Origin of the sequence: Mycobacterium florentinum (assembly GCF_010730355.1) — a bacterium.
Taxonomy (GTDB): domain Bacteria; phylum Actinomycetota; class Actinomycetes; order Mycobacteriales; family Mycobacteriaceae; genus Mycobacterium; species Mycobacterium florentinum.
Genome location: NZ_AP022576.1, coordinates 1,147,961 through 1,160,667 on the forward strand (window position 1 = coordinate 1,147,961; position 12,707 = coordinate 1,160,667).

10 protein-coding genes are annotated in these 12,707 nt (G+C 63.6%); 1 reads left to right on the forward strand and 9 read right to left on the reverse strand.

The window, feature by feature from the left end; all coding sequences use genetic code 11:
* Positions 1 to 291 precede the first annotated feature (291 nt).
* Positions 292 to 1,566 (forward strand): glycosyltransferase, encoded by a 1,275-nt coding sequence (locus tag G6N55_RS05300; RefSeq protein WP_085221844.1) that lies wholly within the window; start codon positions 292 to 294, stop codon positions 1,564 to 1,566.
* Between the two features lie 5 nt (positions 1,567 to 1,571).
* Here the strand turns inward: G6N55_RS05300 and G6N55_RS05305 are convergent, their stop codons facing one another.
* The 9 genes from G6N55_RS05305 to lipL form a co-directional block, all read right to left on the reverse strand.
* Entirely contained in the window at positions 1,572 to 2,372 is an 801-nt protein-coding gene (locus tag G6N55_RS05305; RefSeq protein ID WP_179968168.1) for a class I SAM-dependent methyltransferase, read from the reverse strand.
* Positions 2,373 to 2,546: 174 nt separating this feature from the next.
* Positions 2,547 to 3,386: a TylF/MycF/NovP-related O-methyltransferase gene (locus G6N55_RS05310; RefSeq protein ID WP_179968169.1), complete on the reverse strand. Its 840-nt coding sequence runs from the start codon at positions 3,384 to 3,386 to the stop codon at positions 2,547 to 2,549.
* A gap of 257 nt (positions 3,387 to 3,643) precedes the next feature.
* A complete protein-coding gene (locus G6N55_RS05315; RefSeq protein WP_139826803.1) occupies positions 3,644 to 4,921 on the reverse strand; it encodes a glycosyltransferase in 1,278 nt (425 codons plus the stop codon).
* A gap of 306 nt (positions 4,922 to 5,227) precedes the next feature.
* The gene (locus G6N55_RS05320) at positions 5,228 to 6,496 is read right to left on the reverse strand and encodes a glycosyltransferase (RefSeq protein ID WP_085221843.1); all 1,269 of its coding nucleotides are present in this window, start codon (positions 6,494 to 6,496) and stop codon (positions 5,228 to 5,230) included.
* Between the two features lie 21 nt (positions 6,497 to 6,517).
* Positions 6,518 to 7,324 carry a TylF/MycF/NovP-related O-methyltransferase gene (locus G6N55_RS05325; protein WP_085221842.1) on the reverse strand — a complete coding sequence of 269 codons (807 nt, stop codon included), beginning with the start codon at positions 7,322 to 7,324 and terminating at the stop codon, positions 6,518 to 6,520.
* Between the two features lie 139 nt (positions 7,325 to 7,463).
* Positions 7,464 to 8,564, reverse strand: a complete 1,101-nt coding sequence (locus tag G6N55_RS05330) for a class I SAM-dependent methyltransferase (protein ID WP_085221841.1) — start codon at positions 8,562 to 8,564, stop codon at positions 7,464 to 7,466.
* A 215-nt stretch (positions 8,565 to 8,779) separates the two neighbouring features.
* The gene (locus G6N55_RS05335) at positions 8,780 to 9,901 is read right to left on the reverse strand and encodes an NAD-dependent epimerase/dehydratase family protein (RefSeq protein ID WP_085221840.1); all 1,122 of its coding nucleotides are present in this window, start codon (positions 9,899 to 9,901) and stop codon (positions 8,780 to 8,782) included.
* A gap of 222 nt (positions 9,902 to 10,123) precedes the next feature.
* Entirely contained in the window at positions 10,124 to 11,119 is a 996-nt protein-coding gene (locus G6N55_RS05340; protein WP_085221876.1) for a sulfotransferase family protein, read from the reverse strand.
* Between the two features lie 247 nt (positions 11,120 to 11,366).
* Entirely contained in the window at positions 11,367 to 12,653 is a 1,287-nt protein-coding gene (gene lipL / locus G6N55_RS05345) for an esterase/beta-lactamase LipL (RefSeq protein ID WP_085221839.1), read from the reverse strand.
* Positions 12,654 to 12,707 lie beyond the last annotated feature (54 nt).

Consider the following 12,707-nt stretch of genomic DNA (forward strand, 5'->3'; position numbering starts at 1 on the left):
TCGGGTGCGTTGATGCAGTGCTTTGGAATTGAGTGAAACCCGGACTCTGCTGGGATGAATTCGTGGCCGACGGCTCCGTCAAGGAGTTAATCCCTTCTTGCTCCCCCGCCTAACGTGTACTCACTAACAAGATTCCGGGCCGCCAATACAACGACGAACTGCAGAACATCAACACCTTACTCGACTTCAACCGGTGGGTAACGCATTACGAACGGAGCCTAAATCCGACCCGATGCCCGTCACCGACACCCGGACAGCGCCGACGCACGGCATCTGAAAAGCTAGCTCCTGATGAAATTTGTCCTGGCAAGCTACGGAACGCGCGGCGATATCGAGCCGTCCGCCGCCGTCGGCCGCGAACTGCAGCGCCGGGGGCACGAGGTGGTCCTGGCGGTCCCTCCCGGACTGCTGGACTTCACCGCGGCGGCCGGCCTTCAGGCCGTGGCTTATGGGCCACCGATCGAGGAATTCCTGGACGAGGATTTCCTGCGCAACATGTGGTCGGATTTCTTCCGCAGCGCCTGGACGATCACCGGCCCGATCAACGTGGTGCGCAAGGTCTGGGAACCCATCGTCGTGCACTGGGCCCGGGTGAATACGACGCTGATGTCGCTGGCGGACGGGGCCGACTTGCTGTCCACCGGCATCAATTTTGAACAGCCCGCCGCCAATGTGGCTGAGCACTACGACATTCCGCTGGCCACGCTGCATCACTTCCCGATGCGGGCCAACGGCCAACTGGTCCCGACGATGCCGGCACCGCTGGTCCGTTCCTCGATGACGGTGATCGAATGGCTGTTCTGGCGCTCGACGAAGAAAGTCGACAACGAGCAGCGCCGCGAACTGGGCCTGCCGAACGCGACGGCTCGCTCACAGCGCCGCATCGCCGACCGGGAATCCCTGGAAATCCAGGGTTATGACGAGGTGTGCTTCCCGGGCTTGGCGGCCGAATGGGCGAAATGGGATGGCCGCAGGCCCTTTGTCGGTGCGCTGACAATGGAATTGACCACGGATGCCGACGAAGACGTCACGTCATGGATCGCGGCGGGAACACCGCCGATCTGCTTCGGCTCGGGCAGCATCCCGGTCGAATCTCCGACCGAATTGGTGGCAATGATCGGCGCGACGTGCGCGGAGTTGGGTGAGCGGGCACTGGTGTGTTTCGGTGGGACCGACTTCACCGACGTGCCGCATCCCGACCACGTCAAACTGGTAGGCCCGGTGAATTACGCGACGGTCTTCCCCGCGTGTCGCGCGGTGGTCCACCACGGCGGTTCGGGCACCACGGCCGCGAGCATGCGCGCGGGGATCCCCACGCTGATCCTGTGGAGCTCCGCCGATCAGCCGTACTGGGGAGCCCAGGTGAAACGGCTGAAGGTCGGCGCCGCGCGGCGCTTTTCGACCGCCACGCAGCAGACGCTGATCGCGGATCTACGCGAGATCCTGGCCCCGCAGTACGCCACCCGCGCCCGCGAACTCGCGACCCGGATGACCAAACCCGCCGAAAGCATCGGCCGCGCTGCCGATCTCCTGGAGGATGCCGTCCGCGGCAAAGCGTCAGGCTGACCGGGTCACTGCGCCGGCTTGATCAGCAGGCCCTGTCCGGTAGGCAGCGCGCAGACCGCCACGCCATATTCGGCTGCCAAGGCATCCATGGCGGCACGCTGCTCGTCTCGCCCCCGATTCGCGTAGTCGTCGAGGAGCACAAAGGCGCCCGGCGTGAGTCGCGGCCAGAAATGGCGCAGCGCGGCGATTTCGGGTGGCGCACAGTTCATGTCGATATGCAGGTAGGCCACCGACTGCGCCTCGACTTGGTCCAGGGTTTCCGGAACCGCACCAACGATGATCCGCACGTTTTTCCACTCGGCGAAATTGGCGCGGACACCCTCGACTCCGCTGACGTACATCCCATTGCGCAGCTTTAACTGGCTTCGCTCGTACTCCCCGGATTCGCGTTCGGTGTCGGTCACGAAACGTGAATCGATTCCGGCGAAGGTGTCGAGCAGATAGAACGTCTTGCCCAGGCTGTCCCAGTCGAGGTGCTCCATGATGGCGCTGCTCAAGAACCCATAGCTGACGCCACACTCGACGAAATCACCGTCCAGCCGGCTCGCGCTCTTTGCCGCCCAGAGTCCGACGTGCACCCGCCACTGCCACTGATACCAGTCCTGGTCGGGCAGCGCCCGCGCACCGCGTTTGTAAGCCCGCTGGAACGCGGGGTCGTCCAGGAACGCGTCGTTGTGGAAGCTGATCAGGCCGTCGCTTGCGTAGACGTCGGGCAGCACCGTGCGCGCGAGCCAATACTCGCCGCGCACCCACCACATCAGCAGGCGAGTCTTAACGTCTAGACCGTTTGCCACGGCGGCAACCATAACATTGGCGCCCACCGCGTCTCCGGCGAATGGGATGGGTTCACCACCACCTTGGTTGACTGATCGCGCAGCACCCGGTAGGGCAAACACGTTCGGAGGCACGGGTTTACAGCGAACGACAGTTGTCGTCCGTGCTTTTGGGAACCGGATCCAGACCTTAAGTCTGTGTCGCGGTCATGGCTTGCGCCACAACACGCCGGTGCCGTCGATTTCCACGATCTCGGCGGTGATTCCATGCTTCTCGCGGTAGTCCGCCACCGCCTGCTCACACGCCTTCAGGGCGTGATAGTCGTCGATGATGCAGTAACCGCCCGACGACAGGCGCGGGTAGAGCGCGTCGAGGGCCTGGATCGTCGATTCATACAGATCGCCATCGAGGCGCAACACCGCAATCTGCTCAACCGGAGCGTCGGCCAGCGTGTCCTTGAACCAGCCGGGGATGAAACCGACCTGGTCGTCGAGCAGACCGTAGCGCTCGAAATTCGCCTTGACCTGCTCCTGCGAGACGCCGAGTATGCTCGCGTGCCGGTGCAGCTTAATCCCTTTGTCCGCCTTGTAATTCGCGGCGTCCGGCGGCGGTACCCCGGCGAACGAATCGGCCAGCCACACCTTGCGCGTCCGATCTCCGTATGCCGAGAGAACCGCACGCATCAAAATCGAAGCGCCGCCACGCCACACACCGCACTCGACCAGGTCGCCCGGAACACCATCGGCGAGCACCGTCTCGACACACTGCTGCAAGCTGGTCAGGCGCTGCATTCCGATCATCGTCAACGCATCCGCCGGCCAATCCAGGCCCCGGTCGCGCGCGTACGCGTTGAACGGGTACTTGCGCACGAGCATGAAGTTCCGGGCGTTGAAAATCGGCCGGCCCAGCCGGTACCAGCCGACCGGCACCAGCTCGTCCTGACCATATCGAGTGAGGTCACGACGGAGCAGATCGAGGTACGCAGACCGCGCATCGCATTCAGTCACGGTCAAAACGGCCCTCTCCTCGCATGCCACTACTTCCATCCTGGAGCCTAAACGCCCCTCGGCGTCACCGACGCGTTCCATGGTCTTCCGTACTCCCCGCTCAACCGGTCAACCCGATCCCGCATCACCAACCACGGATTCAAGATGCCGCCCACACCAACCCCCAAAGCATGTTAGCTGAGTCCCCGGCGCATGACTCCCGAATCGCGTCCTGAGGTGCGATTTCGAGCCCGCTTACCTGGACGCGCCCCGCCTCCCCCGACGCGGCGTGTCGCCGGTGCCGAAGCCCCCGCCGATCACGCAAAACGTCCGTTGTGAGCGAAACTTTCCAGCAGGTCGGCGGTGCGGCTGACGCTGTCGGTAGCCGGCGTCATCTTGGTGGCGAGTGCCCGCGCTTTCTCCGCGCATTCCGGGGTGAGGATCGTTCGCAGATCCTCGATCAGCGTCTCCTTGGTGGTGATCGAAAACTTCCGGGCCGCACCGACTTTCAGTCGTTTGAGATGACCGCCCCAGAATGGCTGATCACCCGCCGTCCAGAGAATCAGCGTGGGAATTCCGGCGCGCAGGCCCGCGGCGGTGGTGCCCGAGCCGCCGTGATGCACCACCGCGCGGCAGCAGGGGAAGACCTTCGCGTAATTCACCGCCCCGACCACCCTGACGTGATCGAAATGCGGCACCTCGCTGAAGTCGGCCCACCCGGCGCAGATCAACGCCCGCTCGCCCAACTGCTCGCACGCCGCGGCGATCATCTCGACGGTGTCGGTCGGGGTTTCGCTGACCGGCATGCTGCCAAAGCCGAAGCAGATCGGCGGTGTTCCCGCCTTCGCCCACGCCGCGACCTCGTCGTCGATATCCGTCGTCAACCCCATGGTCAACGCACCGACAAACGGCCGTCGCTCGCCCCATTTCGCCCATTCGCGTGCCAGACCCGGGAAGCACACCTCGTCGTAGGCCTGCAGTTCCAGTGATCCGCGCTGGGCGATCCGCTGCGGGGAGGCACAGGTGGTTTTGGGCAGGCCGAGCTTGCGGCGCTGCGTGTCCTCGGCCTTCTTGTTCATCCGCCAGACCATCCAGTCGTACGCCGCCATGCCGGTGCGTACCAGCGGCGACGGCAGGTTCGGGATGAGCTGCCCGTTCGGCCGCATCGGGATGTAGTGCAGCACAGCCATCGGGATGTCGTAGTACTCGGCGACGTTGGTCGCCAGGTCCTGGTACAGCTGGCCGGTGAAGAGCACGTCCGCGCCGGCGGTCAGCGCGGTCAGGGTCTCGCTCATGTCGGTCCAGGACCGCAGCACCGGCTCCCAGGCCTCGCGCACCAGATCGATCGGTCCCTTGATGGTCCAGAATGTGCGACGGAACCTCGACCAGAAGTTGCGCAGAAACTCGTCGTCCCAGAACGCCTGCATATCCGGCCCGTACGCGACCGCGTCAAGTCCGGCCGTCTCGGCCAGGCCAAGCAAGTTGGGCGGGATGGCCAGGCGAACTTCGTGCCCTCTACGGAGCAGTTCGCGCCCCGCAGCGAGCGAGGGCTCGACATCCCCCCGGGTTCCGTAACATGCCAGAGCAAATTTCATCGCGAGGCAAGACCTATCACTTCCGGTCGGCCTAAGCAAGCCCACACAAGCGTGTTTACCCCGGGTTCACAACCTTCTTTCGGCGTCCGCGCAGACCCGAAATTCGCTATCGCCACGCGCACATCGGTGTTCATAGGTAGCTGGGCAACTCTCGGCCAACAGAGGGCGTGATCGGAAGACCAAAGGTGGTCTGCCAATTTAATATTCAATAATTCAAAGGCTCGGCAAAGTTTCAGACCTATAGCGAATCCGAGACGAGGTCGGGCTTCATTCGCGACGCAATCGGCGGCGAGCCGCATTTGCCGATTACGCAAAATGCTTCGCCCGAGCGAACTCTTCCACCAGATCGGCAGCGGTGCTGACACTCTCGGCGGGTTTGGTCATCCGGGTGGCGAGTTCACGGGCCCTCGTCGCGTATTCCGGAACCAGGATCTGGCGCAGGTCGGCGACCAGCGATGCGCGGTTGGTGCTCGAAAAGCGCCTCGTGGTGCCCACTTTCAGTCGCTTGAGCTGCGCTCCCCAAATCGTCTGGTTGGGGTCCATCGAGAGAATCAACGTGGGAACTCCCGCGCGCATGCTGGCGGCCGTCGTTCCCGAGCCGCCGTGGTGCACGACCGCACGGCAGGCGGGAAAGACCTTCGCGTAGTTCACCGCGCCCACCACCTTGACGTGGTCGAGATGCGCGACGCCGCTGAAATCGCTCCAGCCGGCGCACACCAATGCGCGTTCGCCCAACTCCGCGCAGGCCGAACTGATCATCTCGATCGTCTCGGCCGGCGATTCCACCGGCATACTGCCGAAACCGAAGCAGATGGGCGGAGTCCCCGCGGCAATCCACTCGACCACGTCGTCATCGACGTCGGTGGTCAACTCCATCGTCAGCGTGCCGACAAAAGGGCGATGGCCGTCCCATTTCGCCCATTCGGCCGCCAGCCCGGGAAAGCACGCCTCGTCGTAGCCCTGGATCTCCAGGGCTTGCCGTTGCGCGATCCGTCCGGGGGAAGGGCCGGTGGCCTTCGGCAGGCCAAGATCACGGCGCTGCGTGTCCTCGACCTTCTTGTTCAAGCGCCAGCAGAACCAGTCGAACACCGTCATCGAGTAGCGGGCCAGCGGCGGCGGCAGGAACGACACGACTTGGCCGTTGGGCCGCATCGGGACGTGATGCAGCGTGGCCAACGGAATGTCGTAGTACTCCGCGACATTGGCGGCCGGTTCCTGATAACTCAGCCCGGCGAACAGCAGGTCGGCACCTTCAGCCAGGGACACCAATGTCGTGTTCATCTGGCTCCAGCACTCGTCGCTGAGCTCCCACATCTCGCGCCACAGCCGTCGCAGCTGCCGCACCCGCCAGAACCTGCTGAAGAACGTCGTCCAGAGGTTGCGGTACACGTCCAGCCAGGTCCGCGTGTCCAACCCGTAGGAAACCGCCCGAAGCCCCGCCGCCTCGACGAACTCCATCAAGTCGGGCGCGACGGCCATCTGCACATCGTGGCCTCTGCGCTGCAGTTCGCGTGCCACCACGAGGGAGGGCTCGACGTCGCCTCGAGTTCCGTAGTTTGCCAGCACGAATTTCATTGCGAACTCAGTGTGTGGTCGTTATGGCTTGCGCCACAGCACGCCGGTGCCGTCGATTTCTTCAATCGGGGCCGATATCCCATGCTTCTCGCGGTAGTCGGCCACAGCCTGCTCACACGCTTTCAGCGCATGGTAATCGTCGATAATGCAATAGCCCCCGGACGACAAGCGCGGATAAAGGGCATCGAGGGCCTGGATCGTCGATTCATACAGATCGCCGTCGAGCCGCAAGACCGAAATCTGCTCGACCGGAGCGTCGGCCAACGTGTCCTTGAACCAGCCGGGGATAAAGCGGACCTGGTCATCAAGCAAACCATAACGCTCGAAATTCGCCCTGACTTCCGCCTCCGGCACGCCCAATATCTTTGCGTGGCGGTGCAGCTTAATCCCTTTATCCGCTTTGTAATTCGCGGTATCCGGGGGCGGCACACCGGCAAACGAATCGGCCAGCCACACCGTTCGCGTCTGGTCCCCGTAAACGGAAAGGATCGCGCGCATCAGAATCGAAGCGCCGCCGCGCCACACACCGCACTCGACTAAGTCGCCCGGAACCCCGTCGGCCAGCACCGTCTCGACGCAATGCTGCAGACTGGTCAGCCGCTGCATTCCGATCATCGTCAGGGCGTCCGTCGGCCAATCCAGGCCCAAGTCCCGCGCATGCTGGTCAAAGGGATATTTACGCACCAGCATAAAATTGCGCGTATTGAAAACGGGCCGTCCCAGGCGATACCAGCCGACTGGTACCAGCTGATCCTGACCGTATCTGGTGAGGTCGCGACGGAGCAGGTCGAGATATGCCGATCGCGAATCAGTTTCGGTCGCGGTCAAAACTGCCCCCTACTTGCCATGCCTCTACTCCCATATGTCAACCGGCTGTTCAGCCTAGACGTCCACCGACGCCGTCAACGCGTTTCGCGGTTCCCGGGCCCCACGGCGTGTGGCAGTCTACCGCCGACCGCCGGTCAGGCTAGCGCATCCGGTCGAGCTTACCCAGACCGGTGATCTCGAGACTCACCGACTTCCGCGACCCGGCGGCACCAAGCAGGAAAAGCATGTCGCCTATCGGAGCGCCCAGCCAAAATCGCCAAAACGGCTTGCGTAAGAACTTCACGGCGAAGCTACCCTCCCCGATCAACCAATACACCGGAATCGCGATCATGCGGTAGAAGGCGCGTTTCCATCCGGCAGTGACCATTTCGAGATTCATCTCCATCATCTCGAGGCCCCAGGCCCGGTATTGCCATTCCAGTTCGTAGCGTGACTGAAACTCGAAGAAGGCCCGCATTTCGCCGTTGGTGACAAGGTACTCATCGAAGACAAGGATCGACCCCGGGACGAAGTGCTCCTTGCATGTTTCCAAGCCATGCAGGCAACTCTCATAGGTGTCCAAATCCATGTGAAAGAGCCTGATCGGCGCATTTGGCCGCTCGGCGAGAAATGGCGCCAGCGTGTCGTAGGTACTTCCCTTGATGAACTGGACTTTACGACCCAGGGCATCGGGCAGGCCCTCGTGGAAACTCACGCCGGTAGCGTGCATAAAACGTTGCGCGAACGGATCTGACAATGAAAATGTTCCGCGCTTGACGACATGGTCCTCGAGTTTCCAGTCTTCGACGAGACCCTCGAAGCTGTCGAAACCGTAAACCATCCGGTCGCTCGCATCCGATATGAGCCTTGTCGACCATCCGATCCAGACGCCGAGGTCGAGGATTAGTTCGTCGGAGTCCCCCAGAGATGGACCCGCCAAACTCGAGGCCTCCGACAACAATGTGTGGTTTCGAATTCGGCGTCGACGCAAATCCGACATGGTCTGATGAATGAACTCACCGTAGGCGTCGTCATAGATCCTGGTGTCACGGGCGTACAGGTTGGGAATGTAGCGGTCCCGCCCCGGATAAACGATTCGCCCGACTACCAGCAACACCAGCAGTGCGCCGATCGGGATGAGCAGAGCCGGCACGAAGAAACATGCCGTAGCCACGACGAGCGCAATGCCAATCAGGACCGCTTTCCACAGACGATGAACTGCCGTCCGCTCCACTGCCCGCCTGTCGACCACAACGCCCACCGGTTCACCTCCCTCTCCTGGCTAGATTAAGGCGAATCACTCCAAGTTAATGAATGAATCACACGATTGCCCATAAATCACCCTGAGCTGCGCAGCGAACCCGACTACAGCGCGTCCAGCCCATGTCGGGCCCGATCCATGACCGCGTGATCACCAGTGACGGTGCGGTGCGTGCCCAGTCGTTGCACACCGTGCTGTTTGACGTCCGGCCGCGGTTAGTTCCGCCCGGCATGTTCCGCTACCGGGCGGCCTGATTCGGGCGCGTGATCGGTTGTCGCGGAAGAGGATTCGCGCTGTTGTTCGATCCATTCCAGCAGTTTTCGCAAACCGTCGTCGAGCGTCCACCTCGGACGCCAATCCAGCGCTTCTTTGGCAGGCTCGATGTCGCAGCTCGCGGCACGCACGTCGCCATCGCGGAATTTCGATACGACGACCGGTTCGGGGGCCCCGCAAACGGCGCTGATCGTTTTTGCCAGCTCATGAATCGTTGTCGGCGTGCCCGATCCGATGTCAACGCAGCGCTGCTCGGCCGCGGGTTGCTGCACCGACGCGAACAGCGCGTCGATCACGTCGTCGATATACACGAAATCGCGCACGATCCGACCGTCTTCGTAAACCTCCAGCGAATGCTGCTCACGCGCCAACCGTGCGAAGAGCGCGACTATTCCGGTGTACGAGTTGGTCAGCGACTGGCCGGGCCCATAGACGTTCTGTAGGCGCAGCACACTGACATTCGTGTCGTGCGCGGCGGTCCAGGCCGCCAGCGTGTGCTCCTGGGCGAGTTTGGTCGCCGCGTATACGTTGGTGGGCCGGGGCTCGGTTCGGCCCGCGCGGCTCGGAAGTGGCACCGCGGGTTCACCGGTGGGGCTTTGCGGATCCCAGTTCCCCGCCACCAGCTGTGCATGGCTGCGGGGCCGCGGATAGAAGATGTGCGTGCCGCATTGCCAAGCGCCCTCGCCGTAGACAGCCCTCGATGACGCCAGCACAAGCTGGTCGGGCACGAGTCCCGAGCGGCTGAGGGCATCGAGAAGCTGGGTGGTACCCACCACGTTGACCGAGCCGTGCCGCGTCGCTTCGGAGAGCGATTGCGCCGTTCCGGTCTCGGCGGCCAAATGCACGATCTGCGAAGGACGGAACAACCGAAGCACGGCATCCCAGTCGGGTGCGTGGGTGACGTCGCCGGTGAACAACCGCACGGATGCCGGCAAATCGATGGCCTGACCTGGGGCATGCACCTGCGGGTGCAGAACATCCAGCACAGCGACGTCATAACCGGCCTTGACCAGGCGGCGCGACAGCGCGGACCCGATGAATCCAGCTCCACCAGTGATAAGCACGGATTGTGACAAGAGCCGACGTCTCCCGTTCGTCAATGGGTCCGGTCGATCATATCGAGGACCGCCCTCGCGCCAGCGGCATTCCGGATTTCGGTCCTGGCCGGCCGGTCCCGCTCGATGCGCCGGGTGTCTGATCGCCGAAATTCTGTACGGCACCCACACGGATTACCGATGGCGATTATGCCCCTGCGGGACAAGGCTTTTCGACAGCCCAGCGAATCGCTAGGCCCAGGTCCCCCGGCGCCGGTGTGCCAACGCGACAAGCTCCATCATCGGCATCGCGATCGAGGGCCGCAGGAAACGGTAGAGGGCCCTCTTGGAAAGAGCGCGGAAATCCGCGAAGGCCGAGCGCAACTCGTGTTCGCTCGCGCGATACCACTCGAAAATGCGGTCCAGCGCGGCCCCATCCAGCGGCTCATCGTGTGCAGCCTCGCAGAGCGTGGCGTGGACCGTGGAAATCCAATCCGCGCCGCCCAGCCCTTGCACGCATCCGGAGTGCCGCTGGCGCCGCAGATCGGGAGTGAGGAACTCCTCGATGGCGTCCTCTTGCTGCGTGTTCAGATCGATGTCAAGGGTCGTGGCAATCCGCTTGACCTCGCGGCGCCAGTTATCCACGAAGTCGGCATAGTCAACGAAAACGCGCGGCAGGCCGCGCGTGTATCGCTCGGCCAGCAGGCTGTATTTCAACCACAGGGCAGCCGAGAGCTGCCGCGAAACTTGCCAGGTCGCCGCGACCGACGCGACGACCTCCATGGGATGGCGTACCGCGATCACGGCCGCAACCTCGAACCCGGCCCGTCGCGCGGCCTCGAACCACAGCGGAGACAACGTCGTGATCCGGGGCTCTTTGATCACCAGTAGCGGTGCCTGGGGCAGCTTGGTGAGGTAGTCCTCGATCTGACCGATGCAGGCGGCCTTCTCCCTGGCGTCCAGCGCGTCGTCGTCCATCGAGCGCAGTGACGGATCGAACCAGGCGGTCGCGTGGCGATACAGGATGGTTTCGTTGATGGCGATGGCTTTTCGCGGTTCCCAATAGCCGCGCGGATTGCCGGCGTCGGCGCCCAGCATCCCGGCTGGCAGGGCACCCCCGGAGAGGGAAAGAACGCGCGTGATCGCCGATGTTCCCGATCGTTGCGGCCCGAGCACGAACAGGACGACCCTGCGTTGTGTGCTCTTGGCCTGGCGCGAGTTCTTCGCCCGGCCGACCGTCGCCGTCACGAACACGACTCCGTGTGGCATGCGGCGCAAAAGGTGCCACGACATCGACTTTTGCTCATTGCCTGATGTAATTGACGGGATAGCAGAAAAATAAACGCGGGCGCGTCGGTTTCGTACGTGTCTGTGCGCACCGAAAAGCCTTTCGCTCGGCCCCCTACCTCGTGGTTCTTTGGCTGGTAACCGGGCGTTCACCATCGAGGCTTGGCTGATTTTACCGCTTAACCCGAAATCTCGACGGGGAACGCGATCAGCCGACGGCGGCGTCGGGCTCGCTGAACGGCGCCCCGAATTCGCTGACGGGCCGGAAACCGCGCTTGCGGGCCTTGCCGACACCCACCCGGAGCAGATTGCCCAGCGTGGCCACCCCGGAGTGATCGAGCACCAGGAACGGCGACAGCAGCCGGTTGTGCACGAACGCGAATGCCAGCCCGGACGCGGGGTCGGCCCAGCCGAACGACCCGCCCATCCCGACGTGCCCGAAGCCCGGCATCACATTGCCGAACGGCACGCTGTGATAGCCGAGGTGGAATGACAAGGGCACCATGATGTTTCGGTCCCGCTTCAGGCTGCGCCGTCCGGTCAGCCCGGCGACGATCTCCGGCGACAAGAACCGGGTGCCGTCGATTTCACCACCGTTGGCGATGGCGCCGTACATCCGCGCCAACCCGCGAGCCGTCGCCACCCCGTTGGCCGCCGGCATCTCGGCGTCCAGCAGTGGAATGTCGCCCTGCACGGCAGCCATGACGCCTTGGAAGTACAGCGACCGGAAGCCGCCGGACACCTCCATGGCGAGCTTGCGTGCCGCGTAGCCGATCACCGGATTGCCGATGACGTTCTGCGGCATGATGATCTCCGCGACCCGGGTCGGGGCGTCGGCGGGCGGGCGGCCCAGGTGTAAGCCATCGGTGCCCAACGGCTCGGCCAGTTCCTCACGAATCAGCGCCCGCATGCCCTTACCGGTGACGGCCCGGGCCAGGCCGGACATCAGCCAGCCGAAGGTCAGCGCGTGGTAGGCCGGTTTCCCCAGCAGGCGTCCGGGGGGTGCGGCGGCCAGCCGCTCTTCCATCACGAGGTGATCGAGCAGGTCTTCCTGGGTGGCGCCGCGCAAGCCCGACAAACCGCCCCGATGCCGCATCACCTCGCGAACGGTGAGCGTGGATTTTCCGTTGGCCCCGAACTCACGCCAGTACTCGGCGACCGGGGCTTCGTAGTCGATCAGCCCCCGATCGGCGAGCCGGTGGATGACCGTCGCGGCCATGCCCTTGGTCGCGGAGAACACCATCGGCGCCCGGTCGGCCGTCCAGGGCACCCGGCCCGCCCGGTCCGACCAGCCCGTCCACACGTCGACAACCGGTTGGCCATCGAGGTAGACCGCCAGCGCTCCACCGCCGAAGCGGCGGCCGGGGAACAAGCTCGAAAAACCGCGCACAACGCAAGAAAAGTTTGGGTCCGCCGCACCGAACACACGATGACCTGCGTCAGGGACATCGTGGGAGGGGTTCGTGCGGCGAGCGACCCCGTTGTCTACCGTCACAATTTTGAATTTACTTCGGATCGGCCTATCGGAGGCGCAAACACGGATGAATTT